The sequence below is a fragment of the Synechococcus sp. MU1651 genome, from assembly GCF_023630635.1.
Taxonomy (GTDB): domain Bacteria; phylum Cyanobacteriota; class Cyanobacteriia; order PCC-6307; family Cyanobiaceae; genus Parasynechococcus.
In genome coordinates this window covers 148,670-170,913 of the sequence record NZ_JAKUHJ010000001.1, presented here as the reverse complement: position 1 = coordinate 170,913, position 22,244 = coordinate 148,670, and the positions used below count along the sequence as shown (strand labels likewise).

The window sequence follows — 22,244 nt, the reverse complement described above, 5'->3', positions numbered from 1 at the left end:
GCCGCTGACTGTTGACCATCCGCTGGGCAGAAGGACGCTGATAATTCTTATTTTCGCCATCCGCTTAAGCGCGACTCTTCAGTTCAGGGTTCCGAAGAGTGGTTAAGGAAGCGGCCAAGAGGTCCCTACGAATGAGCGGCTTCTAGGACCAAAACCTTATCCATCCTTTTCTCCTCGGCCGCGAGGAAATCGGCCCACATCCCTATGAGAAAGCTCAGAGTGTTTAAGGCCTGGAGCTGTTCTTTTGAGCCAGCGCGGGTGTATTTGAAGTCCATGAACATGCTCTCAGCGACTGGCTGCTGTTCCTTGCATCGGGCATCGATGGACATCGTCAGACCTCAACCTCACACTTTTCATCAGCTTTGTGATGAGCCTCCACGGAGGTTGCTTTAGCTGAGTTGATGCGATGGCAGTCACCAGCGTTCGCACCGCCGATGAAGACGGCCAAAAACATGATCGCAACGATCAAGACGCCACCCAAGTAGGCGGGGTTCACTGGAGCGTTTTTGATGTGTGTCATACAGCCACCTTACAAGAATTCGTTACATTCCGTTAAGAATCTGCTTTCAGGGTTATGTCCATCACCAGTCAGGACCTGATCGTCTTCTTCTGCAGCTTCGGAGTGGCTCTCGTAGCTCTAAACCTCTACAAGCTGACGCAGCCAGCAAACGGATGATCCAAATCGGATACGTGTCCCCATCAAGGGGTATTGGCACGCTCCAAACAGGAGTTGATTGATCCCATCGACAGAATTCACCGTTATTTCTGTCGGTCGTCGAGTGAACGGCCCTGGAGGCTTGGTCGCTGATCCAGGGCTTTCCTCCCGGGTTGCAGCCAAGAGCAGCGGGAGATTTAGCGGTACGGGTCCACGGCTGAGCAATAGGTCCAGTGCTTGCAGCTCCTTAAGGGGTGGGACCCAGGGTCCACACCAGAGGAACTGCCCCAGACAAGCGCTGCCTTCATCCAGAACCATGCTGACAACGCCTCCCAAAAAGAGCAGAAAAAACAGTAGCCGTTGATACCAATTGGAGCTAGGGTGTGGTCACGTTGAGCCTCATCAACAGGCCGCAGTCAGATCCGCGCCAGGCAACGGGGGCGTGGGCACCGCGCAAGAGAGAGATGAACACCCTTCAACTGATCAAGGCACGGACTGTGCGCAATCAGGCCATCGAAACGGCCAGAACACAGATGGCACGGGCCTACCGCCACCAGGGCCACACCGACCAGGTGCACACCCCGGTAGGGAGCAAAACCAAGGTGCTGCGCTATCGCGGCGTCGCCTACGAACAAATCGACCCACAACAGCACCCAAGCGGTGGGCGGGAACTGCGTTATCGCGGCGTCAGCTACGACGTGTACTGAAGCCAACGTTCCATCCATGATTGAAGCGGGGACAACCCCGCTTTTTCATGGCCATTGAGGGTGACAAAGCAAGGGTGACAAAGCAGCAGTGGCGCACTGTGGCGATCTCCATGGCGGCCGTGGCCTTCAGTGCCACAGCAGGCCTAGAGCCTCCGCTGCGGAACCTGATCACATTCGCCAGGGCGGGTGCGAGTTTCAGCGCCAAACAGCTCTGCAGCAGCGTGCTGATGGCTGGAATGGATCCAGAGCAGGTGCTCAAGGAAGACCTGGCCGCCGGCCAGGGGATGATCCACACCAGGATCAAACCAAACGCTGGACGCGTTGAAGCCAGCGCCCTGTTCGGGCTGATTCGCGCTGAAGCGATTCAGAACGGCGAACGGGGCTGCACCTGGCAGATCGATGGGCATCCAAAACCCCGGCTGCCCAAGCCAAACCAGCCTGACTCCGAGACGTCCCAGCCCATTGGCGCCGCCTGGCCCCTGATCGCCACAGCCGCCGCAGAACCGCCGGAGATCGATGAGCAGGCACTAAAGGACGCTCTCGATCGCGCCTTTGGAGAGAACGAGCCGCTCACACCCAAACGCACCCGCGCCGTTGTGGTGGTGCAGAACGGCTGGGTGATCGCCGAGCGCTACTCCCAAGGCATCCAGCCCGACATGCCACTGATTGGCTGGTCGATGAGCAAAAGCATCACCCATGCCCTGATCGGACGGGCCATCCAAGAAGGGCTTCTGGATCCAGGCAAGCCACCGAAGGTGCCCGAATGGAGTGATCCGCAGGATCCACGCCAAAGGATCAGCCTGGATCAGCTGCTGCGCATGAACAGCGGACTGGCGTTCGAGGAATCGACGGGAACACTGAACTCGGACCTGGTGCGGATGCTGACCCAGGAAGCCGACATGGCCGGGTTCGCCGCCAGCCAACCCCTCAGCAAAAAACCGGGAAAAAAGTGGAGCTATTCATCCGGAACCACCAACATCCTCAGCCGAATCCTGAGACACGCCATCGATGACGATCAGCGCTACTGGAGCTTTCCCCGGCAGGCATTGTTCGCGCCTCTCGGGATGGCAACTGCCGTTCTCGAAAACGACAACAGTGGAACCTTGGTGGGCTCATCCCTGGTGTGGGCCAGCGGCCGCGATTGGGCCCGTTTTGGCCAGTTGTACCTGGATCAGGGCCACTGGGATGGCAAGCAACTTCTGCCCGCAACCTGGGTTCGACAGGCACGGACGGCGTCGCGGGGATCAAAACAGGCCTATGGCGCGCACTGGTGGCTCAGCCGCCGCAAATCAAGGCCGGATCTGCCCTATGACAGCTTTTCAGCTGAGGGCTATCAGGGACAACTTCTTCTGGTGGCTCCATCCCAGCGCGCGGTGATCGTGCGACTGGGACAGACACCCAAAAAGCCGGGATTTGATGCCAATGCTTTCGGGGCTGATGTTCTCTCAGCCCTTCGATAAGGCGAACGGCAGGGCTCAGTTCTTGTCGCCGCCCTTGGGAACGAACGCCTGGGATGCTGCAACGAGAAGTCCGGTGATCAACAGGGCCGGAAGAATGACAGTCGGACCGCCTGGAGCTGTCTGGGAGGCGAACAACAGCATGGTCTGGCAATAAAAACCATTGATCACCCTGGCAGAACAGGGGGCAAACAGCGACTCCTGCAAATGTTTGTCGCAGAGACCAAGGTTCAGCAGATCACGACGGGAAAGAGAAAAAGCTCGCCCTGCACGGCATCACAGGCTCGAACAGCAGCGTTGGGCCTGGCACGAGTTGTCGCCACCGCCGAGGCTGCCGCCGGAAACGCCTTGCGGGGTCGGATCAAGGAATGACGCATCCACTCGTCAGCGCGGAAGGTGGCGTAAGGAGAACTCGCAGCCATGGGTTTCGGAGCAGTACATCTGTTTTAGTGCGCATGTACTACAGCGTCAACCCAAGGGCTCTCCGCAACAATCACGAGACCCAACACCCATCCGCAGGTGACGCAACAGGATGACGCCATCGGCAGCCGCTTGAGCCGGATCGAAGCTCGGCTGGCCAGGATCGAAGAGCTTCTGCTCAGCGCAGGAGTTGGCCAAGGTCAGAACCCATCAGCAACGCAGGAACAGTGCTACGAGGCATGGATCAACTATCTGAACAACACCCCTGAGGCCGTCGAAGCTCACCTCACCGCCCACGAGATGGCCGCCCTAAAAGCCTCCATCAACGCCCAAGTTCCAAGCGATTCGTAGAGTTATACACAGCTTTTCCACAGGGCCAAAACAACTGATCCTGGGGAGCACAGTGGTTTTGGCCATCGGCGTGGAAAACAAGCCTCAGATGCTCGGCAGTCCCCGGCACATCCAGCCGCTCAATGTGAAGAATGCTGTGCTGGCCATTGTTTTCAAGCAACAAATGCATCAGTGATTTCGAAAACGCTTCAAGTGGCAACGAAGCGCTCCCTGCTGTGAACGAAGCAAGCAATCCTCAGGAGAAGCTTCAGGGCACCGATCCGCCAGAGGAGTCGGTTGAAAAACTGTGGAAAAACAAAAGATTCTGTTGCGATCACTGCAGACAGCCGGGAGACGTGCATTTCCGGGTGATCACCGCCCGACACGCGGACTGGATCCTGGTGTGCGAAACCTGCTGGCCGAACTTTCGCGAACAAGCTGGTTATCGCTATGGAGGAACCCGCAAGGCCAACCGCCGCAAGCGAAAACGCCGTTAGCTGGAGGAAGGCTCAGATCAGTTCACATTGGTGGCGGATCACCGTGCCGCGGCGTTCCCAAAATTCCGGTGCTGATTGATCAACGACCCGCCACCACCAACGGCCATCGGTGTAACTGGGGGCACCTGCATTGTTGGTGCGCGGTAGTTGCAACTCCACATCACGCCAGCGCAACAGAACTCCGTCCCCCGGCAGGGTTCCCTCCAACGTGTTGGGAATGCCTTCCGCCAGGCCGGTGAGATCAACGGCTCCCCGCGTGATCTCAACACTGAGCCGATCCCCGTCGCAGATCCAATCGGCCCATGACGGCTGGGGAGCCAACAGCAGACAGAGCATCAACAACGCCAGGCCCAGGCCCTTCGCGACAGAATTCATCAATGCTGTTGACCCTCATCTACGACGGCGGATGCCCATTCTGTCGAGAGTTCGCCCTCCGCAGTGAGCTCCAGGCGGGTGTTCCCAACCTGCGCATTGTTGACGGACGCGCCGATCACACGATCCGTCGCGAACTCAATGCCCTCGGCCTGCCTCTGCGCAATGGCGCCGTGCTGATCGAAGGAGAGCAGACGTGGCATGGCAGCGAAGCCATTGCGGAACTCAGCCGGCGCATGAACCCCAGCGATCCCCTGCTCGGACTGCTGGCCAAGCTGTTCAGTGACAACAAACGTTCAGCACTGGCTTATCCAGCCCTGTTGGCTGCCCGGCGCCTGGCCCTTGCCACCCGCGGGCTGAGCGTTGACCCGGATCAAGCTCGATCACGCTGACGCAATGAGCCAAAACACGGGTGGTCGCAACCGATACCCCTGAACTACGGTCGAAGCACGCCTAAAGATTCTCTTAAGCATCGATCCCGATCCCTTTGTTCCTGACGCGCTGAGCCATCAGCAACTCAACGCCTTGCTGAAAGCGGCGATGGACACATCCGCCGTTCCTGAAGGGCGGCTCAGCGATGACGAATTGCTCCGCGCAGCACTGAGTGCATGGGCCGACCAAACCCAGGAGTTGCTGCGCTGGATTGAAGGACAGGGCGATGCAGTAAGCGACACGCGATCGCCCAAGCAGGTGATGGCGCTGGGAAGTTTTCGCACCCATCTGGTGATGGGCCTCAAGGCCCTTCGTTATTCCGAAGGCTGAGCACGCTGCTCTTCCCGACGGGCATCACAACGCTCCTCGAGAACGGAAAGAAACTGTTCCGGCTCCGGTTGATCGTCAAGATCGAAGCGGGTGGCTGTGGTCACCGTGAAGTTGATCCAGGTTTCCACTTCAGGGCCGCCGGAGGCCATCACAAGGTCGTAGCAAGCCTGAAAATCTGAATCCGGTGCAAGATCACGCGCCGCATTGATGACGTCGTACAACTGATCCATGCCCTCGGCTTGGGCTTCAGCAAAGACGGCACGAATGCGATCCAGCATCAGCAGGCACGCTCAAGCCCAACAACAGAAAGCTCTGCTGTGACGTTGGAGGCTTCGTCTGCAAGCTCAAGAAGTTCTGCGTTGAGCTCCAGCAACATCAAGGCCAAGGAGGACGCAAATTCGATGCAGAACGAGTCGTCTTTCACAGCGCCGCCGCGTTGAATGTGCAGGGTCTAATCAACGCAGCAAGTTGAACGTGGATTCCGCAATCCTGCTTTACAACAACAACGAAAAATGAGAAATCGATGCGCAATCTGTATCGAAAAATCAAATCAGCCGCGAACGTTGAACAGCTTCGCTATGCGGGGTTGGCCCCTCAGGCCGCAACAGGTTCGAGCATGGAGCTGACGCTGGGCTGAAATCCGATTTCACGCAGCCGGGCGTTGCTGACACGGGCATTGAAGATGCGTGCACCGGGGCGATCGTGGTTGTCCCAGATCACAGGGGGTAATCCGAAGTCATCACACAAGGCGTTGGAAAGCTGACGCCGGGTGAACTGGAGATCATCCACAAGGTTGTAGATGCCTTGGAGGCGCCGGCCGAAGGCGAAATCAACACCGCGAATGATGTCGTGAAGATGAACCCAGGCATTGATGTGATTGCCGTTCTTGCGAACCGGCTGCCCAGCAGCACTGCGGATGTACGACGGGATGTCCTTGCCAGGACCGTAGATACCACCCAGCCGCAACACACAGGCCTGGGTTGAAGCGTCGTTCAAGGAAAGAACAGACATCTCGGCGCTGGCCAGAAGAGCGTTGGCGTTGTTGGAACAATCCGGAGGCGTCAGCTCACTGCAGATCGCGCCGGCTTGATCGCCGTACACCCCTGCACTGCTCAAGTAGGCCACATGCAGTGGTCGACGTCCCTGGCGCTGACGCAGCGCTTCAACAAGGGCAGGTACCGCCTGGCCGTAAACCTTCTCGTACTGATCTTCTTCAAAGGTGGCGGTGGTGGGGGCCATCGCAATCAGAACCCCATCGAGCCGATCCAGGAAACTGGCATCCGCCATCGGATCGCCAGCGCTGTAGAGGCGGGGGTGGTCGACCAGATCACAGAGCTCAGCCAAACGTCCGGGGCTGGTGGTGGTGCCGACAAGCTCATGGCCCTGGCGCCTGAGGTGGGTGGCGACAGCGGATCCCACATATCCACAACCCACAATCCCGAAACTGGCCGCCATGTCCGGTCAAACACCTTTTACAGAATTTAACGAACGTGCTTTGGGCCTGCCGTGACAATGGAGACATGATCTCGATGATCCTCAACCTGCTCTGGGTTGTTCTCGGCGGACTTCCCATGGCTCTGGCCTGGTGGCTGGCCGCGTTGATCTGCGCCATCACCATCGTTGGCCTGCCGTGGGCACGGTCGTGCTGGGTGATCGGCTTTTTCTCGCTCTGGCCCTTCGGCTCCGAAGCCGTGAGCCGTCGTCAGCTCAGGGGACGAGGCGATCTGGGGACGGGTCCCCTGGGTGCGCTCGGCAATGTGATCTGGTTTCTTGTGGCCGGCTGGTGGCTGGCCTTGGGTCACCTCAGCAGTGCCCTGGCCTGTTTTGTCACGATCATCGGCATTCCCTTTGGCATTCAGCACATCAAGCTGGCTTTGATTGCCCTGGCCCCCGTCGGCATGACGGTGGTGAAATCAAGAAACTGATCCCAACAGATCTGATCAGAGCAGCACCTGATCAGAACAGCCACTGAATCAGCCAGACCATCACCAAACCGAGCACGCCGGCCAACAGCAATCCCCCCACCAGAAAGGTGATGGCGGCAGCCAGCCCGATCCTGGCCATGGTGTCTGGATAGAGAAGGAACAGGGTCAGCCCGAGGGCCACAGGCCACAACGGCGGAATCAACAAGCAGACCCCGGTGAGGACCATCAGCTTGCGATCACGCTGTTGCTTGGCCTCCACCAGCAGGGCCTCGGCATCAGCCTCACGATCCAGCGCAGCCTGCTCATCGTCACTGAGCCAACGGCCACGAGCCTTGGCACGATCGAGCTCGTCCTCGAGCCGTTCAGCGGGGTTGCCCTTGCTCATCGGCTCACCATAAGAAGCAGGGGATCAAACAAAAACAAAGATCGACCATCACAATCGAAGCGAAATAGGTAATTACATCTAGGTATTTACCCGCCGCAATAATTTCATTGCCCAAAAAAGAAAATCAGCATAGTGTCTCCCTGCGAATTGAGAATGAAATGCTGAATACAAATTTGGAATCACCAAACGCAGCTCAAGCCTGCGTCACCGAATCACAAGTGAATGCCTATTTCGAATGCCTAACCCTCTGCAATCTCGACGATGGCAGTTGCTACGAGCAATGCATTCTCGTGCATCTGAAAAACGAGGTTGATGCATGAAAAGCCTGAGCCATCAAACACAAATGGGCCTGGCATCCCTTGCCTCAACCGTTGCAGTTGCACTTCTCGTGATTGGATTCATGGGCATGACCCAGCACATCAGCGCCAGCCCGCTCTGAACCCTATGAAACACCTGATCACTTCTTTCGCTTGAAGGTGTAACAACCACCGTGGTAGCCGGTGAAGGGCTGGGCGTAGGTCACCAATTCCCAGCCCTGTTCACCCAATTCATTCATCAAGCCCACCAGGGTGACGTCACGCTGCGGATGGCTTCTGGAGATCAGCTGCCGATCATCTAGCCAGAGCTCCTCGATTTCCCCGGTCCACGACTTCCCCCGGGGCACGAAGCGCAACTGGGTGTACTCCCAACGCATCACCAAGCATCAGCTGAACGACGCACCATCTTCACCGCAGACGGCACCAACCGGGGGCGACAATTCAAGAACACGCTGTTCTGTGATGCGTCGCCTGCTCGCCCAGCTCGTTCTGCTCATCGGCCTGCTCACGCTCACACCGGGCTGGTGCGGAGCCCTGGAGGTGACCCTGCAACGCATTGATGCCAACGGCATTGGCGAATCGATCGGCAGCGTCACCGCGCAAGACACCGACCAAGGCCTGGTGATTTATCCAGATCTGGCGGGGCTGAGCCCTGGGGAACACGGCTTCCATCTCCACAGCATTGGAAGCTGTGAGGTGGGCCAAACCGCCGAGGGCACCCCCGTTGCGGGCCTGGCTGCCGGTGGGCACTGGGACCCTGATGAAACGGGACAACACCTCGGCCCCTTCGGAAACGGTCACCGGGGCGATCTCAGCAGGCTGGTGGTGGATGACGACGGAAAGACCAACACCAGCGTGGTGGCGCCACGGCTCAGCACAGCTGACCTGAAGGGGAAAGCACTGATTGTTCACGCAGGCGGCGACACCTACAGGGACGAGCCTCCCCTAGGTGGAGGTGGAGCACGGGTTGCCTGTGGTGTGGTGCCGGACGAGCGCTGACTCAGCCGTTCACCAGGCGGGCATGTAGGCGACAGACCCTGATGGCCTGAGCGGGTGGCTCCTGACAGAGGGCACCGAGTTCCCTGTTCAGCTGTTGGAACAGGGACAGATCCGCTCCGGGAATTGAGGGAAACACCAGGAACAAACCTGAGGCGATCAAACCGATCACAACATCGCTCCAACTCTTAAGAAAACCCTAAGCCCGCGTCGATTCGGGGTCGTGTTCGTCCCTGCAGGCAAAGCGCGTCTGGCACATCCCCCAGTTGAGGGAGTTCAACGGCAGGAGAACATGATCAAACGCTTGAGCTCTCACAACGTTGTTCAAATCTCCCCTGTTTCGGCGCGTCGGGATCTACCTCGTGCTCAGCACCGCTGCCGTCACCGTCGTCAATCAGCTCGAGATTGAACAACAAAGTGCTTATCAGATCTACATCCCGATGTTCATTGGGATCTACATCGTTTCGCGTTGGCTCGACAGTCGGTTCAACCAGGCCTCACAACAGCAGGCCTCTCAACAGCCACAGCCCAACACAACCCACGACAAAACCTCACCATCCACAACCGACCGCGGTTTTGGACAGTGAGGTGAAGCGAGGCTGTTTGAAGCTCAGCGGCGGGGTTCGGCCTTGCGAACGGAGATGGCGCGACCCATCCACTCAACGTTCTGCAGGTCGTCGATTGCCGACTGCTCATCGGCTTCGCTGCTGAGGTCCACAAAAGCGAAACCACGCTTGCGGCCCGTCTCCCGGTCGAGGGGCAAGGAGCACTTGCTCACTTCGCCGTACTGACCGAACAGATGAATGAGATCCTCCCGCTCAGCGTCCCAGGAGAGATTTCCGATAAAGATCGTCAAAAAAAGAATTGATCAAGACTGCTTACCTTCGCACACAGCGGCCAGATGCCGAGCCTTCAGAAGGGATGGCTCATCAATGGGATCAAGGACTACCAAACAATTCCGTTCAAACCTGAATTCGATAGAAAGCCTTTGCTTCGAGCCCAACGAAGCCTCAACGGAACCAGGCTTGAATCAGTTGAGGCATGGACATGGGTGGACTCAGCGGTACCAAATCGGACGATTTCATCAACGCAGCCAAAGCCCGCGGCGAAGCTGCCCTGCAAGACAAACAACCCAAATTGACCAAGCTGGAAAAAGCATTCCGGCATGCGGCAATCCGGCGGCGGGCTGAAGATGCCCGCAAAAAGGGACACCACGCCTAATTCAGGGGCCTGCCTTTCCAGGTCCAACCGCGTCCCGTGCGGGTGCGCCAGATCGAGACGGGGCCAATTGCACCCACCAGCAACCCACCGGCTCCCATCAGCCACCAGTAGCTGAGGGGCACATCAAAGTTGCTGCGCGTCCACAGCCGCAGCAGCAGCTGTTGAAGGATGGCCAAGCTCGCCAGCGCCAATACCCACCACCAAGCCGAAGCCAGCAGGGGTTGGAGCCAGAGCAGCAGGAGCGATGCCGGCAGCAACAGCCAGGGCACGGTGAACATCAACACCACCACCAAAGCGGCGCCAAGGGCTTTGACGGGGTCCCGGTCCAGGCCCAGAAACCAGTTCTTGGTCCAGCCCTCCCAGAGCGCCGCGAGGTCGCTGTACATCCGCAGATCGACCGCATCAAGCCCCAGGAGATAACGCAGCCGATGGCCTCCTCCCTTGATGGCGCGGGCGAGGGCCAGATCTTCCACCACCTCGCCAGCCAGGGCTCGGTGACCACCGATCTGCGCATAGGTGGAGGCCTTGAACAACATGAACGGCCCCGCTGCGAACGCCACCGGCGATGCCGGGTCGTTGGTTTCAAGGATGGGAAAGCCGAGGCCCAGAAGACTGGCCATGATCGGCTGCACCATCCATTCCGCCAGGCATCCGCAACTCAACCGCGGCGCCAGGCTCAGCAGATCGGCCTGCTCATCAAGGGCCTGAGCCAGGGACCGTTTCAGGGCATCGGGCTTGAGCCGAACATCGGCATCGATGAACAACAGCCACTCGCTGGAGACCTGGTCAACGGCCCTGCTGCAGGCCCAGTTCTTGCCCACCCAGCGTTCGTTGACGGGCCTGGGGCCGGCTTGGATCAGTCGGAAGTGGGGCGCTTCAGAGCCAGCCCGGAGAGCGTTGTCCACCGTTGCATCGCTGGACTCGTCATCCACCACCAGCACCGACCAGTCCCGGCAGGGGGGCTGATTGGCCAAAACGCTGGCGACACAGGCCTCGATGTTGTGGGCCTCGTTGAAGGCGGGGATCACCACGGTCAGCGACGTGTCCGGAGCAGCAACGTCTTGGCTTGGCTTCAAGCGCGGTGCCACTGAAAACACTCGTTGCAACCCCAGCTGAAGGATCAGCAATCCCGCTGCAGCTGAACCAGCCGCAGCAAGAAACAGCAGGGGCTCAAGCAGGGCAAGCGTCAAGGCCGGGCCATGGTGTGATGGGCAGCCGTCTTAGCTGACGGATGCTGCAGCTTCCACCATCGGCCACATCGCAGCAAATTCGGCATCGGACACCACGGCAGTGACCTCGAACTGAATGCCGAAGTCCTTGATCCAGGGCCCGAGATGCGCCCACACTTTGCCGATGTCACTGGCCACGGCAATGGCGACACCACTACCGCTGATCGGTTCGCAGACGCGGTATTTGAGAGCGAAACCGTCGAAAGCATCTCCCGGTGCTCCCGAGTTGATGTAGTCAGCGAAGCCAGGGCATGACTCCCACGCACCCTCAACGGTCGGGAACGTCCAAACAATCAAGTAGTGCTGCACGGTGAAGGGAGGCATCCACTTGCTGCCTAGCCACGAACGACCGTTCAGGCTGAATTGCAACTGAATTCAGCAGTCATTCCGCAGACGCCTCAGGCGGTGCTGGCACGGGGCTAGAGCTGAATTAAGACCTAGCGCAACCATGACTCTCCACGTCGCCAATGAGATGGATGAAGTGGAAGTGGCCGTCTGGTGGGACCTGTCACGCATCGTTCGGCACTTCGAACGCCAGGGACTGGAGCGCCGGGCGGTGAAAGCTGCCGTGATGAATGCAGCGCTTCGCCTGATGAAGGACGAAGGGGAGGAACCCTCAACGTTGTGATTGCTGCGTAAAAACCACTTCCTCCGGGGAACTCACCCGTCCAAGAGCAGCATTGCGGTGGGGGTAGCGGCCAAAGCGCTGCAGCTGGAGGAGATGGCGGCGGGCCACATCGGCGGTGGCAGCGTCCGCGAAGTGCTCGAGCAAAGGGATGGCCTGGGCCACCACGCTGATGTTTTCGCTGTGCAAAAGAGGCATCAGCCAGAACTGCCGCCGCGGTCGTTGCGGTTCCGCTGCGATCCATCCCCGCTCCAGCGCTGCCAGGCTCAGCTTCAGAGCCGGAGGATCTCCGGCAAAAGCCTTGGCCTCACCACGCCAGATCTGACGGGTGAACTGATCCAGCAGCAGCACGAGGGCCAGACCACTGCTGGGCCCAGAGCTCCAGTGATCCAGCTCTCCAGCGAGGGCACGCTCAACGGCCTCGCCGAATCGCTCTCGTACCAGGGCATCAAAGCTGTCGCGGCGACGAAACCACTGCCAGGGTCGGCACTGCTGGAACCAGAACTCCAGAACGTCGTCGGCGCTCAAGACGAACAGCTGTAGTGGGACACCCCACCGGCGCTGAAGAACTCCCGCGGTTTCAAGCGGTCGTAGCGGGCCGCCATGTCGGCGGAAGGGGTGTCGTAAGGGGTGCTGAACAGCTGCTGCAGTTCAGCCATCAAGGAGGTGTCGCCTTCGGCGGCCTGCTGGTAGGCCGGAGCGATCAACCATTCGCGCCAGGTGATGGCCGGATTGACCCGCCGCATGCCAGCAGAGATCAGGGCCGGATCAACGCCACTGGGCCACTGGACACGCCAGCGCAGCAACCAGTCGTTCCACTGGGATTGGAGGGCATCCGAAAGGGGCAGATAGAAACAGTCCCGCAGCGGATCAATCTGCTCGGGCAGATCCGACAAGCGACGGAAGAACATCGAATAATCGGCACTGGACTCCACGAGGAGCTTCAACAGCTCTTGCACAAGGGCGTCGTCGGCACTGGGCAGACCGAGTTTGCTGCTCCACATCCGTTGCATGGCCTCCTGCATGGCAGCGGGGAAATCCTCCAGCAACTGATCCAGTTGGGCCTGAACCTCCGCCTGGCCCTCCATCAGCGTGCGCAGGGATTTCCAGAACATGCGGTAGTTGGCCTCCGCAGCCACCGGCTGGTTGAAGAAGCAGAAGTGGGCACCGCCACCGGTCCAGGGCTGAAAGCGCGGATCGAACAGCTCGCAGAAGCCAAACGGGCCGTAGTCGAGGGTGAAGCCACCGGCGGCGCAGTTGTCGCTGTTGAAGTTGCCCTGGCAGTAGCCCACACGGATCCAGTTGGCCACGAGGGTCGTGAGCCGATCACGGAACAAGCGCGCCAACAGCACAACCTGGTCGCTGAAGGGCAGGCCAGGGTCGATCTCCTGGCGGTAATTGCGTTCGATCAAGTGCACCACGATCTGGTGCAATTCCTGATGCGCCCGGGGATGGGCCTCACTGCGGGCACGGCGGGCGAACAACTCCAGCTGACCCACCCGCAGAAACGATGGCGCCACCCGGGTGCTGATGGCGGCAGGGTTATCGACCATCACGTCCGGGTCCATCGAACGTGAGTTCTCGGAATACCAGGGGCGACGCACCGTCTCGGCGTGGGAGACGTAGAGCGTCAACGAACGGGAGGTGGGCACACCGAGGGCATGCATGAAGTCCTGCGCCAGAAATTCACGGACGCTGGAGCGGAGCACGGCGCGCCCGTCGGCGCCACGGCAGTAGGGGGTGGGACCGCCACCTTTGAGCTGCATCTCCCAGCGGCGCCCTTCGAACACCCCCTCAAACACCGACATCGCACGGCCATCGCCGTAGCCATTGCCATTTCCGAAGGGGCACTGCTGGGTGTATTCGGTGCCGTAGATCGAGAGGGCGTAGCCGGTGGCCCAGCCCCAGGGCCGCATCGGACCGGTGGCCACACCGAGATCACCGGAAAACATGCAGCGGAACTGATCGTCATGGGCCAGGTCATCGCTGAGACCCAGCTCGCTGAACAGGCTGCGGCTGTGCGCCAGGTATTGGGGCTCGGGAATCGGGGTGGGCGTCACCGGCACGTAGTGGCCCGAGAGCACCTGGCGCGGACAGTGGTCCTCCCCATCCGCCGTGGACTCCGGGTCAGGCGTGAGGGCTTCAAGCAGGGAGTAGTCGGCCCGTTCGGCGAACTCAGCAAACGTGGCGGTGCTCATCGGACCCTGACGCTGAACCCATCATCGCCAGAGCTGCAGCCGGGTGTTTTGACCGATGGCCAATGCCGAGCCGAGGCCTTACACCGAGGGAAGCATCCAAGGACAACCGTGGGCAAAGCCAGGAAACTTCGCTCCGACAACCGGCAAGAGGAGCTGATCACCAGCCTGATCGGGCTCACCGCCATTTTTGTGGCCACGGCCATCTGGTGGAGCGTGGCTCCCCAGTGGCTCACCAGCAGCTGGCAGACCTTTCAGTAATCAGGCATGGACGCTTCAGCCCGCAGCCTGCACCAGGGCTCCAGCAGGGTGGGGCGACCGCAATGGGGGCAATCCTGCCCCCGCTTCTGCACCTGCACGAAGGGGATCCAACGGGAGTTGGCCTGCCCCTCATAGCCGCAGTGCTTGCAGTGAATTCGGTATTCAGCCATGGCTCAGAGCGCGGGCTTTTCCTGACGTTGCACGGCCTCATGGGCCTGGCGCAGGCCATGCACCATGAAGCAATAAGCCGGATTGCACACCAGGTACTTGCCTTCGCCAATGGCGTCGATGGTGGACCCGCGCGAGGTGGCAAAAATGCGGCTTTTGAACTCCATCTCATCTCCAGTGCTGACCTCACTGTTGTGGGGACGATCAGCGACGGCAACCCGTGTAAAGGCGCATTGCTGCGGGGAGCCAAACCATCAAAAATGGTTGGTGTGCGCGTTGCAGGGACGACTCAGTCGACGGGGTCGCAATGGTCGCCATCGCACTGAAGCCCGCATTGGGGCTGCTTGGCGCCGTACTGCCAGGGACGACGCATGGCCCAGTACTCATCCACCAAGCCGAGCAGGTAGGTGCCGATGCGCCGGAGCAGGGAAGCCTGTTTCATGCCTTCAAGCTGGCAACGGCGCCGCAAGCCTGCAACCGAACGCGACCAAATCAAGGTGGCGAAACACAGCCGAGGTGGGTTAGGCCCGATGCAGTGCTGCTGAGCTTGAGCACCGGCCCATGACCACCACGCAACATTCGAACCAGCTGCTGGAAGAGCTGGTGGCCGAAGAGATCGGCTTTCAGATCGATCAGATCGCTGAAGACCTGCAGCGAGAAGGCTGGCCGATCGCCATGGTGAAGCGGTTCATGCATGTGGCCGTGGAGCGCCTGCCGGAATGATGCGAGAGGCCGACTAGGTGCAACGACTCATCTGCACAGAGCTGTTGCGCTTTTAACAACAGGGATCGCGACCATTCGTCGACAGTTGGACAACGCTTGCGCCATTCCCGATGAATGTCGTCACTGCTTTTGCGGCCGTTGGCCTCACCGCGGTGTCGTGGGACGACACCCTCAGCCGGGCTGGGGCCAGGGCCTTCCGGCATGCCCTCGACTACCGCGAGCCCTACTGCCGGATGAGTGAGAACGAGGTGGTGCTGCTGATGGATGCGGTGCTGGCCATGCGCTTGGAGAAGGGCACCAAGGCGCTGATGCTTGAGGCCGCCAAGGCGCTCACAGCCGATCAAGCGCTCACGGCCTATGCCATGGCCTCAGAACTGATGCGCTCCGATGGGCCCTATTCAGCAGAGGAGAGGCGACGGCTGGATCTGCTGGCCTTGATGCTCTCGATCTCGCAGGTGGAGGCTGAACGCATCGATTCGGTTTTTGAGTTGCTGCACGCCCCCCTGGAGCCAGCCCTTCTGGTCAACGGCGCGCCTTAGGCCGCACGCTTGTCATCACCGAACCAGATGCCACGGCGGCTGTCTGGCAGACGGACCACGGCGCGTTCGTAGCGCTGGCGGCAGCTGCGGGCACGGAGATGCTCTTCTGCCTCTTGAAGCAGCTGTTGCAGCCTGACGTCGTCCATGGCGTTGCCTAGATGCCCACCCATTCAGGCCACGATCCGAGCGGCGTCAATAGGCCACGTTCAACTCGTCAGATCCGTAGCGGAGCAGGAAATCCGCTTCGGATTGATCGGAGAGCAGCAGACAGGTGTGGTCGTTGGCACCGGTTCGGTAGCAGTAGACGTCGAGCTCCTCGGGGTTGCGGTTGGAGTGGATCACCTCCCCCGTCCGAAGCACGTAGCGCGTTGCCATCACCTTCCACCCACAGGTTCCTTCGCGATAGCGCTGATCCAACCCGATCAATCATTTCTGTGCTGAGCTGCGCACCGCTCGTGATTCGACACTGAGGTCAACGCGAGCTCATTCATTGTCAACGCGGATGAAAAAGCGACTCTCCACGTCCATCTCGCCCTGATCGTCGGTCTCCGGATCGCCCTCCACCAGCTCCACAGCGAAATCCTTGTCGTCCAGTTCGTGCACAACGCTCTGACCGTGCACCAGGTTGTGGACGAGCAGGAGTCGTTTCATGGGTGGAGGGAGACGCCGTTCCACCGGTTGATAGCAACAGCTTGATCTTCAGCGGAAGCCGAAACCTTCTCGGATCGGCTGCTTGGCGGAGTATTCCCGCGAGAGCGCATCCAGCATCAGGGCGATGTAGCGGTCATCCATGCCGATGTCCTGCTTCAGCTGACGCATCAAACTATTGATGCTCTTGAACGCGTCTGGAATCTGATGGTCAAGATGCTCCTTGGTGGGTTGGTAGGGCATCGGAGCCAAAAAAAGTCCCCGTGGAACCTAAGGGAACCACGGGGAGAATGGTGTTGCTGCTGAACCGGAGATCAATCCTCTTCTTCGGAACCGCCAACAGGGATGAGGCGGATCTGCTTGCGACCAAGCTTGATCTCATATTCATCGCCGGGCTGCAGTTCCAGCAGAGCGGTGTAGGCCTTGCCAATCAACAGATTGCCGTTGCCCTGAACCACAGCTTTGTAGGACAGCTTGCGGCCACCTTTGCCCACACCGGATCCACCGGTGGAGAACGAGAGTCCCTTGGCTTCAAGGAGAGCCTCGTAGAACGCGGTGAATTTCACCTGCTCTGAGCCGTCTTTCTTTTTGACGACATAGCCACAACCTCTGGCCAGATCTGTTTTGGCGCAATCGCCAAGTTCCTTGACGCGGTTGAGCAATTCAGCTCCGGTAAGCATGGGTCTGTGAGGTCGTTACTTCTCTATTAGAACAAATATTGTGCTGCTCACAAGGGGAAAAAAGTATTGAATTCAGTTGATTGGCTGGAAAAACAAAAAATCAGCATGCGTTAACAGCTTGTGTTGGTGGTTTGACAAAGCCCTCGGCGTCAAACAGTTGGCCTCGAGAATGCGTTCAAATGGCCAACTCCCAGCACCAATCAAAATCCCAATCACACCCTGACCAGGGTGGACGGGGATGGTTGGTGAACACAACCCAACAGCGGCTGGTGCATTTCAAGCCGGAACTGAATTCAGAAACCACGGCCTGGGTCTCGATCAGGACGTATCACTACGACCCGCCCCGACCACCGCAACCCCTCAGCCATCGCCGCGTTCTGGATCAGAACGCGATCGACACCTGGAACGTGATGGTGAAACGGGGCTGGCGGCCCTGCCTCGCTCCAGCACGCTGATCACTTTCGTTGTTGTTGCTACTGGTTCGGCAATCAATGGCATCAATTGCGCAGCAATGCCTCGCTTCAGGCTGTCAAAGCCAGACCACGATCGATAGGTTGCCGCTCAGGAACAGATTCAGTTGTGAGCGTCAGTTCGGTTCAGCCCACCCAAGCGATCAGTTCCACCAGCGTGCATGGCGCGTGGCAATTGTTGAGCTACGACGTTGAACAACAATCCAACGGCGAAACCTTCGCACCGATGGGGAACAACCCCAGCGGCTATGTGATCTTCACGGCGGAGGGTCGCCTCTCCTTCATGCTCTCGGCAGAGGGTCGCCAACCGGGCAGCAATGCCGAGGAGCGATCAGCCTTGCTGAGCAGCATGATCGCCTACACCGGCACCTACCGGCTCGAGGATGACCGTTGGATCACCCAGGTGGATGTGGCCTGGAATCCGGAATGGGCGGGCACGGAACAGACCCGCTTTTTTGCGATCGAGGGCGACATGCTCACGGTGCACACCCCCTGGCGGGTGATGCCCAACTGGCCCAAGAAAGGCCTCACCCGCAGCATTGTTCGTTTTCAGCGCTGCCGCTGAATTCAGGCTTCGCCTTTCTTGCCACCACAGGCGTGGCGGGGTTGGTAGCCCTGCTGCTCAGCCAGATAGCGCAGATAAACGATTTGATGACGGTCCGGCATGCCAACGGCAGCGATCAACCCCAACGGTCCAAACAGAAAACCCGCAACAGCCCAGCGGTTGCTGTTGCGCGCCTTCTGGGCGGCAACGGTTTTCGAGAGGCCAGCGCTGATCAGATGAGCGATCAGCACAAACAGCAGAGACTTGAGTTCCACGGAGAAGGCGCAGCACACCCGTTGAGATAGCCAGCGTCTGCAGCACTGTCAGCCTTAGAACGTCAGCTCACGCCGAGCTGCGATGGCCACCACCCCCCTCCCCAGCACAGGTGCCGTGAGCGGACTGGGGGAAACCCTGGCCTTCTTCACCCAAGGGGACTTCGCCCAGCGGCGCTTTGAGACCCACGGCGATGTGTTCGAAACCAAGCTGCTGGCCCAGCGGATGGTGTTCATCCGCGGCGAACGGGCCATCGGCGACCTGCTGGGGCAGGGAGATGCCTTGCAGGGCTGGTGGCCCGAAAGCGTGCGGCAACTGCTGGGCAGCCGATCGCTGGCCAACCGCAGTGGTCCGGGCCATAAAGCCCGGCGCCGGGTGGTGGGGCAACTGTTCTCCAGCGCAGCGCTTGCGCGCTACACCCCGTCGATCGAGCAGATGGTGGCGGAGCTCTGCCAGGAGCTGATCACCACCACCACACCGTTGCCGCTGGCGGCACGGATGCGGCGCTTCGCCTTTGCCGTGATCGCCACCACGGTGCTGGGGCTGGATGGCGCCAGCCGTAATGCCCTGTTTGCCGACTTCGAGATCTGGACCCGGGCCCTGTTCTCGATTCCCCTGGCGATTCCCGGCACCCCCTTCGCCAAGGCGATGGCGGCACGCCAACGGCTGTTGAAGCGGATCCAGGGCGTGCTCCAGGCGGGCACCAACCAGGGCGGACTTGATCTGCTGAGCGGCGGCCTGGATGAAGCCGGCATTCCTTTGGACGATGACGACCTGGCCGAACAGCTGCTGCTGTTGCTGTTCGCCGGCTACGAGACAACGGCCTCATCGCTGAGCTGCCTGTTCCGGGCGCTGCTGCTCAACCCCGAGGTGGAACGCTGGTTGCGCGATGGGTTGGCGAGCGAGGCGGCATCACCGCGGTTGGACGCGACGGTGCTGGAGGTGATGCGGCTGACGCCGCCGGTGGGAGGGTTCTTCCGGCGCAGCCTGGCGCCGATCGAACTGGCGGGGGTGGCCGTTCCCGAAGGCAGCGTGATTCAGGTGGTGCTGAGCCCGACGTCGGCCGGTGATGACGAGGATCTGGCGGCATTCCGGCCGCAACGGCACCTGGATGGCTCGTTCAAGCAGACGCTGCTGCCCTTCGGTGGCGGCGAACGGGTCTGCCTGGGCAAGGCCCTGGCGGAGTTGGAAATCCGCCTGATGGCGATAGGACTGCTGCAGACGGTGGAGCTGCAGCTGCAGCCGGATCAAGACCTGGCGTTGCAGCTGATCCCCAGCCCCACACCCAAGGACGGGCTGATGGTTCAGGCCACCGCGCGCTGACTCTGACGGTGACGGCGACGGCCGAGGGGTTCAATCCAGTCCACCAGCACCTCCTGGTGGCGCAGCATCGGCTCCGGCAGGCGGCAGCCGAGGTTGATCTGGCCTTGGTCCATCAGGCGTCCGAGCCGTATGGCGGCGGCTTCCTCCGGCCGATCAAAGCTGGTCTGGTGGGAGGCCAGCCAGTTCACCTCGTGCTCGGTGATCACCCCGGTGGAGAGGCTCTCCAGGAAGATTTCTCCGACGGTCATGAGAAACGTGTAACGAATTCGTTACATCCTGGCGCGGCCGGCCGGCAGCTGCGATTCAGGGTCGTTCAGGCCAGCCACTGATCGGCATCCATCACCTTCTTAATCAGCAGGCCGAGGCGCTTGAACTCAGCGAAGTTCACATCCTTCACCGCTTGATCCAGGCCGCAATCCACCCAGGCGCCATCGCGCTTCTCCTCAATCGTGAAGTCCTGCTCGAGGCTGTCGCGGCGGATCCGGTAGGTGATGCCGTCCTCATGGAGGTAGTCGGCGGAAACCAGCTGCAGACCCATCGATCGCTCGCGTCAATCCAGCGATGGTGGCGTGAAGGTGTCGGCCACCGCAACAATCCAGCGGGCCGCCGCCGCCGTCACCTGTTCTTTGGTGACGTTGAAGTCGAGATCATGCCCTTGCTCGAGCAGATCGGGAATGATCGTCTGCCAGGCCATGCCGGCGGCACTGGCGTTGAGATCACCGATCAGCACGAAGGCCTTGGCCGCCCCGGTGACTGCATCGGTGTACTCGGGATTGACGCTCACCTTGCTGCGGTACCAATCGCCCACCTGATCCCGCTGGGCCTTGCTCAAAAACGGCGGGGCGCCAACGAGGTAAGCGTCGAGCACGAGCATCGGGCTGGGCACGCTCTTGCCCGGGTGCTTTAGCTCAAACCAGGCCTGGCCGATGGAGGCGGCATCGGGCCAGTGGCAGAGGATCGCGGCGTCCTGGCTGTCGAGGGACCGCTGGGTAGCCAGCTGATCGATGCGCTCGAGTAGGGCCGGCCCGGTGAGGGGCGGTTCACTGCGGGCATGCTCAGCGCGGGCTTCATTGATCGCCTCGGCCACGGCCGCCTCGTTCTCGTTGAGCTGCTCGAGGGCCCGCTTGAGGTTGGCGTCGGCGTCGGCGGGGCTGGCCACGAAGCATCAGGCGGGGGCAATCCCCAAGATGTCATCCCCGAAAGCCAGCCGCAGCTGAAGCAATCAGCAGGTTATTGATAATTTTCCACCTGGAGGTTGTAAGCCGATACCAGCAGATTTTTATCCAGACAGATCTCAGCTGGAAATTGTGGCGACGCCGATTTGATCAGCCGCAAGTGAACATCAATCGGCTTGTATCCCGTTCTCAGACAGCACTCAAAGAATTTGGAGACAGCGACTTCGAGAACTTCAGTGCCAAAGAGAGGCGTCACCTGGCCGCTTTCGTGCACCAATAGCCCGAAGTAATACATCCACAAGCCAAAGAACTCGGGGACTTTACGTAAACGAGGATGATTCTCAATGAGTAGTAATACCCACGAAAAAAGCAGGAGGGTTGCCCCTCCTGCCCTAACTACTCAACTCATCGCTTCATCGCTGCAAGCAGCAATGAATCAGAAGCGGCCGTAGTTGAACTTGCCGCCATACATGCGGCGGTAAGCAGCGTTGCGGGGGTTGCTGACGGCGTTCGTGTAGGAGAAACCACCACGATCGCTGTCGTCTGAATAGACAGCAGCAGCAGCGAAGGAATTGAGATCCATGCTGAAACGCTTCACCAGGGAAGGGCCGGTGTACATGGCGTTTTCAGAGCTGGCATTGGCCGGAGTGATTTCGGCCATGCCAACAAAGGTGGAGCAGGAAGCCCGTGCTTCCGACTTGAAACCACGCAGATAGGGAACCGTGTCGGTTCCGAAGGTCTCGAGGTACTCCTCCGAACGAACGAGGCTGTCAACGAAAGCGTCGAAACCCTCTTCAGCGATCAGCTGAATGCCAGCACTCACTTCCTTCTGATTGATCGGAGGGCGCCCCAGCAGGTGCTTTGTGGTGAGCTCGATGCCGCGCATGGGAGACACGGCGTGGAAAAACTTGTTCTTGTACAGCTCAGATTTCACCAGGCCTGCCATGAAGCCCTGCACGTTGATGCGGCCGTCACAGAGGAAGGCTTCAAGTGAGACAAGACGCTGGTTGTCGGAGATGCCGATGTTGCCAAAAACCTGCTTGTAGCCAGCGGTGATGGCAGCTTCCAGAGCCTGGCTGCCCGTGGAGGCATAGGAGTGGTTGATCGCCGAGTAGGGGCACTCCTCATGGATCCGGGGGCCCATACCAATGCCCATAGCGGCGCACTGGTTTTGCTTGTACTCAGCAGGTGTAGATGCCGCCTTGCCCTTGTTGGAGCTGGCACTTTTGGCTGCATCCACGGAGTTCGCAAAGGCGAACGACACCCGCTGTTCGTGGGTGAAATCCCGCTTGTACTTCAGGGCTGGCATCCGAGAAAACAGTGAAATCAGATCAAAGATATGGCGAT

45 protein-coding genes are annotated in these 22,244 nt (G+C 59.8%); 19 read left to right on the top strand and 26 right to left on the bottom strand.

Translation table 11 applies throughout. The features are described 5' to 3' along the window. The first annotated feature begins 406 nt into the window (after positions 1-406). From NCN05_RS01070 to NCN05_RS01060, 3 genes are all read left to right on the top strand, one after another. Positions 407-556 carry a hypothetical protein gene (locus tag NCN05_RS01070; protein WP_250396643.1) on the top strand — a complete coding sequence of 50 codons (150 nt, stop codon included), beginning with the start codon at positions 407-409 and terminating at the stop codon, positions 554-556. Between the two features lie 563 nt (positions 557-1,119). Then, the gene (locus NCN05_RS01065) at positions 1,120-1,362 is read left to right on the top strand and encodes a hypothetical protein (RefSeq protein WP_250396642.1); all 243 of its coding nucleotides are present in this window, start codon (positions 1,120-1,122) and stop codon (positions 1,360-1,362) included. Between the two features lie 47 nt (positions 1,363-1,409). Beyond that, positions 1,410-2,822 (top strand): serine hydrolase domain-containing protein, encoded by a 1,413-nt coding sequence (locus tag NCN05_RS01060; RefSeq protein WP_250396641.1) that lies wholly within the window; start codon positions 1,410-1,412, stop codon positions 2,820-2,822. Positions 2,823-2,837: 15 nt separating this feature from the next. Here the strand turns inward: NCN05_RS01060 and NCN05_RS01055 are convergent, their stop codons facing one another. Both NCN05_RS01055 and NCN05_RS01050 read right to left on the bottom strand, forming a co-directional pair. After that, entirely contained in the window at positions 2,838-2,990 is a 153-nt protein-coding gene (locus NCN05_RS01055; RefSeq protein WP_250396640.1) for a hypothetical protein, read from the bottom strand. Between the two features lie 59 nt (positions 2,991-3,049). Continuing rightward, entirely contained in the window at positions 3,050-3,241 is a 192-nt protein-coding gene (locus tag NCN05_RS01050; RefSeq protein ID WP_250396639.1) for a hypothetical protein, read from the bottom strand. Between the two features lie 97 nt (positions 3,242-3,338). Here NCN05_RS01050 and NCN05_RS01045 point away from each other — a divergent pair, with 97 nt between their 5' ends. Continuing rightward, positions 3,339-3,590: a hypothetical protein gene (locus tag NCN05_RS01045; protein ID WP_250396638.1), complete on the top strand. Its 252-nt coding sequence runs from the start codon at positions 3,339-3,341 to the stop codon at positions 3,588-3,590. 146 nt (positions 3,591-3,736) lie between these two features. Continuing rightward, complete coding sequence (locus tag NCN05_RS01040; RefSeq protein ID WP_250396637.1) at positions 3,737-4,066, top strand: DUF8622 domain-containing protein; 330 nt, start codon at positions 3,737-3,739, stop codon at positions 4,064-4,066. A 12-nt stretch (positions 4,067-4,078) separates the two neighbouring features. Here NCN05_RS01040 and NCN05_RS01035 read toward each other — a convergent pair whose 3' ends face one another. Then, positions 4,079-4,441 carry a DUF8671 domain-containing protein gene (locus tag NCN05_RS01035; RefSeq protein WP_250396636.1) on the bottom strand — a complete coding sequence of 121 codons (363 nt, stop codon included), beginning with the start codon at positions 4,439-4,441 and terminating at the stop codon, positions 4,079-4,081. 2 nt (positions 4,442-4,443) lie between these two features. Between NCN05_RS01035 and NCN05_RS01030 the strand changes: the two genes are divergently transcribed. Beyond that, entirely contained in the window at positions 4,444-4,830 is a 387-nt protein-coding gene (locus NCN05_RS01030; protein WP_250396635.1) for a DCC1-like thiol-disulfide oxidoreductase family protein, read from the top strand. Between the two features lie 148 nt (positions 4,831-4,978). Then, the gene (locus tag NCN05_RS01025; RefSeq protein ID WP_244272250.1) at positions 4,979-5,200 is read left to right on the top strand and encodes a hypothetical protein; all 222 of its coding nucleotides are present in this window, start codon (positions 4,979-4,981) and stop codon (positions 5,198-5,200) included. Here the strand turns inward: NCN05_RS01025 and NCN05_RS01020 are convergent. Both NCN05_RS01020 and NCN05_RS01015 read right to left on the bottom strand, forming a co-directional pair. Continuing rightward, positions 5,185-5,478, bottom strand: coding sequence for a hypothetical protein (locus tag NCN05_RS01020; RefSeq protein WP_115132732.1), 294 nt, complete (start codon positions 5,476-5,478; stop codon positions 5,185-5,187). The two genes, NCN05_RS01025 and NCN05_RS01020, sit on opposite strands and share 16 nt — an antisense overlap. 316 nt (positions 5,479-5,794) lie before the next feature. Then, positions 5,795-6,655, bottom strand: coding sequence for an SDR family oxidoreductase (locus NCN05_RS01015; protein ID WP_250396634.1), 861 nt, complete (start codon positions 6,653-6,655; stop codon positions 5,795-5,797). A 65-nt stretch (positions 6,656-6,720) separates the two neighbouring features. Here NCN05_RS01015 and NCN05_RS01010 point away from each other — a divergent pair, with 65 nt between their 5' ends. Then, positions 6,721-7,125: a YccF domain-containing protein gene (locus NCN05_RS01010; protein WP_250396633.1), complete on the top strand. Its 405-nt coding sequence runs from the start codon at positions 6,721-6,723 to the stop codon at positions 7,123-7,125. A gap of 31 nt (positions 7,126-7,156) precedes the next feature. Here NCN05_RS01010 and NCN05_RS01005 read toward each other — a convergent pair whose 3' ends face one another. Further along, positions 7,157-7,510 (bottom strand): hypothetical protein, encoded by a 354-nt coding sequence (locus tag NCN05_RS01005; protein WP_250396632.1) that lies wholly within the window; start codon positions 7,508-7,510, stop codon positions 7,157-7,159. A gap of 158 nt (positions 7,511-7,668) precedes the next feature. Here NCN05_RS01005 and NCN05_RS12620 point away from each other — a divergent pair, with 158 nt between their 5' ends. Further along, a complete protein-coding gene (locus NCN05_RS12620; RefSeq protein ID WP_502988795.1) occupies positions 7,669-7,830 on the top strand; it encodes a DUF8642 family protein in 162 nt (53 codons plus the stop codon). Positions 7,831-7,967: 137 nt separating this feature from the next. On the opposite strand, the gene NCN05_RS01000 is transcribed toward NCN05_RS12620, so the two are convergent. Beyond that, positions 7,968-8,204, bottom strand: coding sequence for a hypothetical protein (locus tag NCN05_RS01000; RefSeq protein WP_115082512.1), 237 nt, complete (start codon positions 8,202-8,204; stop codon positions 7,968-7,970). Between the two features lie 85 nt (positions 8,205-8,289). Between NCN05_RS01000 and sodC the strand changes: the two genes are divergently transcribed. After that, positions 8,290-8,826 (top strand): superoxide dismutase [Cu-Zn] SodC, encoded by a 537-nt coding sequence (gene sodC / locus NCN05_RS00995; protein ID WP_250396631.1) that lies wholly within the window; start codon positions 8,290-8,292, stop codon positions 8,824-8,826. Position 8,827: 1 nt separating this feature from the next. Here the strand turns inward: sodC and NCN05_RS00990 are convergent, their stop codons facing one another. Further along, complete coding sequence (locus tag NCN05_RS00990; RefSeq protein ID WP_170950567.1) at positions 8,828-8,995, bottom strand: hypothetical protein; 168 nt, start codon at positions 8,993-8,995, stop codon at positions 8,828-8,830. A gap of 148 nt (positions 8,996-9,143) precedes the next feature. Between NCN05_RS00990 and NCN05_RS00985 the strand changes: the two genes are divergently transcribed. Beyond that, the gene (locus NCN05_RS00985) at positions 9,144-9,410 is read left to right on the top strand and encodes a hypothetical protein (RefSeq protein WP_250396630.1); all 267 of its coding nucleotides are present in this window, start codon (positions 9,144-9,146) and stop codon (positions 9,408-9,410) included. Positions 9,411-9,433: 23 nt separating this feature from the next. Here NCN05_RS00985 and NCN05_RS00980 read toward each other — a convergent pair whose 3' ends face one another. Continuing rightward, positions 9,434-9,679, bottom strand: coding sequence for an RNA recognition motif domain-containing protein (locus NCN05_RS00980; protein ID WP_006850138.1), 246 nt, complete (start codon positions 9,677-9,679; stop codon positions 9,434-9,436). Positions 9,680-9,870: 191 nt separating this feature from the next. Here NCN05_RS00980 and NCN05_RS00975 point away from each other — a divergent pair, with 191 nt between their 5' ends. Next, positions 9,871-10,044: a hypothetical protein gene (locus NCN05_RS00975; protein WP_011364474.1), complete on the top strand. Its 174-nt coding sequence runs from the start codon at positions 9,871-9,873 to the stop codon at positions 10,042-10,044. Here NCN05_RS00975 and NCN05_RS00970 read toward each other — a convergent pair. Together NCN05_RS00970 and NCN05_RS00965 are read right to left on the bottom strand one after the other, a co-directional pair. Continuing rightward, on the bottom strand, positions 10,041-11,234 hold the full coding sequence (locus NCN05_RS00970; RefSeq protein WP_250396629.1) for a glycosyltransferase family 2 protein: 1,194 nt from the start codon (positions 11,232-11,234) through the stop codon (positions 10,041-10,043). The two genes, NCN05_RS00975 and NCN05_RS00970, sit on opposite strands and share 4 nt — an antisense overlap. 30 nt (positions 11,235-11,264) lie before the next feature. Beyond that, entirely contained in the window at positions 11,265-11,582 is a 318-nt protein-coding gene (locus NCN05_RS00965; protein WP_025362236.1) for a DUF3303 domain-containing protein, read from the bottom strand. A 139-nt stretch (positions 11,583-11,721) separates the two neighbouring features. Between NCN05_RS00965 and NCN05_RS00960 the strand changes: the two genes are divergently transcribed. Further along, positions 11,722-11,901, top strand: a complete 180-nt coding sequence (locus NCN05_RS00960) for a hypothetical protein (protein ID WP_006850301.1) — start codon at positions 11,722-11,724, stop codon at positions 11,899-11,901. Here the strand turns inward: NCN05_RS00960 and NCN05_RS00955 are convergent. Both NCN05_RS00955 and NCN05_RS00950 read right to left on the bottom strand, forming a co-directional pair. Next, a complete protein-coding gene (locus NCN05_RS00955; protein ID WP_250396628.1) occupies positions 11,890-12,426 on the bottom strand; it encodes a DUF924 family protein in 537 nt (178 codons plus the stop codon). The genes NCN05_RS00960 and NCN05_RS00955 overlap by 12 nt on opposite strands. Then, positions 12,423-14,096, bottom strand: a complete 1,674-nt coding sequence (locus tag NCN05_RS00950; RefSeq protein WP_250396627.1) for a protein adenylyltransferase SelO family protein — start codon at positions 14,094-14,096, stop codon at positions 12,423-12,425. Before NCN05_RS00950 ends, NCN05_RS00955 begins: the two co-directional genes overlap by 4 nt. A 108-nt stretch (positions 14,097-14,204) precedes the next feature. On the opposite strand from NCN05_RS00950, the gene NCN05_RS00945 reads away from it, so the two are divergent. Next, entirely contained in the window at positions 14,205-14,354 is a 150-nt protein-coding gene (locus NCN05_RS00945; protein WP_170950618.1) for a hypothetical protein, read from the top strand. Here NCN05_RS00945 and NCN05_RS00940 read toward each other — a convergent pair. The 3 genes from NCN05_RS00940 to NCN05_RS00930 all read right to left on the bottom strand — a co-directional run bounded on the left by NCN05_RS00940 (position 14,348) and on the right by NCN05_RS00930 (position 14,964). After that, positions 14,348-14,524, bottom strand: a complete 177-nt coding sequence (locus tag NCN05_RS00940) for a hypothetical protein (protein ID WP_170951021.1) — start codon at positions 14,522-14,524, stop codon at positions 14,348-14,350. The genes NCN05_RS00945 and NCN05_RS00940 overlap by 7 nt on opposite strands. 3 nt (positions 14,525-14,527) lie before the next feature. Beyond that, positions 14,528-14,689 (bottom strand): hypothetical protein, encoded by a 162-nt coding sequence (locus tag NCN05_RS00935; RefSeq protein ID WP_186512839.1) that lies wholly within the window; start codon positions 14,687-14,689, stop codon positions 14,528-14,530. Positions 14,690-14,811: 122 nt separating this feature from the next. Continuing rightward, positions 14,812-14,964, bottom strand: coding sequence for a hypothetical protein (locus tag NCN05_RS00930; protein ID WP_170951022.1), 153 nt, complete (start codon positions 14,962-14,964; stop codon positions 14,812-14,814). 119 nt (positions 14,965-15,083) lie between these two features. Between NCN05_RS00930 and NCN05_RS00925 the strand changes: the two genes are divergently transcribed. Then, on the top strand, positions 15,084-15,245 hold the full coding sequence (locus NCN05_RS00925) for a hypothetical protein (protein WP_170950620.1): 162 nt from the start codon (positions 15,084-15,086) through the stop codon (positions 15,243-15,245). Between the two features lie 110 nt (positions 15,246-15,355). Next, positions 15,356-15,784: a tellurite resistance TerB family protein gene (locus NCN05_RS00920; protein WP_250396626.1), complete on the top strand. Its 429-nt coding sequence runs from the start codon at positions 15,356-15,358 to the stop codon at positions 15,782-15,784. On the opposite strand, the gene NCN05_RS00915 is transcribed toward NCN05_RS00920, so the two are convergent. The 5 genes from NCN05_RS00915 to NCN05_RS00895 all read right to left on the bottom strand — a co-directional run bounded on the left by NCN05_RS00915 (position 15,781) and on the right by NCN05_RS00895 (position 17,112). Next, complete coding sequence (locus NCN05_RS00915) at positions 15,781-15,930, bottom strand: hypothetical protein (protein WP_170950621.1); 150 nt, start codon at positions 15,928-15,930, stop codon at positions 15,781-15,783. The genes NCN05_RS00920 and NCN05_RS00915 overlap by 4 nt on opposite strands. Before the next feature lie 46 nt (positions 15,931-15,976). Next, complete coding sequence (locus NCN05_RS00910; protein WP_186497649.1) at positions 15,977-16,159, bottom strand: hypothetical protein; 183 nt, start codon at positions 16,157-16,159, stop codon at positions 15,977-15,979. Between the two features lie 108 nt (positions 16,160-16,267). Beyond that, positions 16,268-16,435 carry a hypothetical protein gene (locus tag NCN05_RS00905; protein WP_170951960.1) on the bottom strand — a complete coding sequence of 56 codons (168 nt, stop codon included), beginning with the start codon at positions 16,433-16,435 and terminating at the stop codon, positions 16,268-16,270. A gap of 48 nt (positions 16,436-16,483) precedes the next feature. Next, entirely contained in the window at positions 16,484-16,675 is a 192-nt protein-coding gene (locus NCN05_RS00900) for a hypothetical protein (protein ID WP_115132746.1), read from the bottom strand. A 71-nt stretch (positions 16,676-16,746) separates the two neighbouring features. Beyond that, positions 16,747-17,112: an AbrB family transcriptional regulator gene (locus NCN05_RS00895; RefSeq protein ID WP_006850785.1), complete on the bottom strand. Its 366-nt coding sequence runs from the start codon at positions 17,110-17,112 to the stop codon at positions 16,747-16,749. A 245-nt stretch (positions 17,113-17,357) separates the two neighbouring features. On the opposite strand from NCN05_RS00895, the gene NCN05_RS00890 reads away from it, so the two are divergent. Next, positions 17,358-17,567: a DUF1651 domain-containing protein gene (locus tag NCN05_RS00890; RefSeq protein ID WP_250396625.1), complete on the top strand. Its 210-nt coding sequence runs from the start codon at positions 17,358-17,360 to the stop codon at positions 17,565-17,567. Positions 17,568-17,691: 124 nt separating this feature from the next. Then, positions 17,692-18,147: a lipocalin-like domain-containing protein gene (locus tag NCN05_RS00885; RefSeq protein ID WP_250396624.1), complete on the top strand. Its 456-nt coding sequence runs from the start codon at positions 17,692-17,694 to the stop codon at positions 18,145-18,147. Positions 18,148-18,149: 2 nt separating this feature from the next. On the opposite strand, the gene NCN05_RS00880 is transcribed toward NCN05_RS00885, so the two are convergent. Then, positions 18,150-18,401, bottom strand: a complete 252-nt coding sequence (locus NCN05_RS00880) for a hypothetical protein (protein WP_250396623.1) — start codon at positions 18,399-18,401, stop codon at positions 18,150-18,152. Between the two features lie 82 nt (positions 18,402-18,483). Here NCN05_RS00880 and NCN05_RS00875 point away from each other — a divergent pair, with 82 nt between their 5' ends. Beyond that, entirely contained in the window at positions 18,484-19,722 is a 1,239-nt protein-coding gene (locus tag NCN05_RS00875) for a cytochrome P450 (RefSeq protein ID WP_250396622.1), read from the top strand. Here NCN05_RS00875 and NCN05_RS00870 read toward each other — a convergent pair. The 4 genes from NCN05_RS00870 to NCN05_RS00855 form a co-directional block, all read right to left on the bottom strand. Beyond that, the gene (locus tag NCN05_RS00870) at positions 19,704-19,970 is read right to left on the bottom strand and encodes a PM-15 family protein (RefSeq protein WP_115009181.1); all 267 of its coding nucleotides are present in this window, start codon (positions 19,968-19,970) and stop codon (positions 19,704-19,706) included. The genes NCN05_RS00875 and NCN05_RS00870 overlap by 19 nt on opposite strands. 65 nt (positions 19,971-20,035) lie before the next feature. Beyond that, entirely contained in the window at positions 20,036-20,260 is a 225-nt protein-coding gene (locus NCN05_RS00865; protein WP_011364493.1) for a hypothetical protein, read from the bottom strand. A 12-nt stretch (positions 20,261-20,272) separates the two neighbouring features. Further along, on the bottom strand, positions 20,273-20,881 hold the full coding sequence (locus NCN05_RS00860; protein WP_250396621.1) for a hypothetical protein: 609 nt from the start codon (positions 20,879-20,881) through the stop codon (positions 20,273-20,275). 452 nt (positions 20,882-21,333) lie between these two features. After that, positions 21,334-22,206 (bottom strand): phycobilisome rod-core linker polypeptide, encoded by an 873-nt coding sequence (locus NCN05_RS00855; RefSeq protein ID WP_115082418.1) that lies wholly within the window; start codon positions 22,204-22,206, stop codon positions 21,334-21,336. Positions 22,207-22,244: the final 38 nt, after the last annotated feature.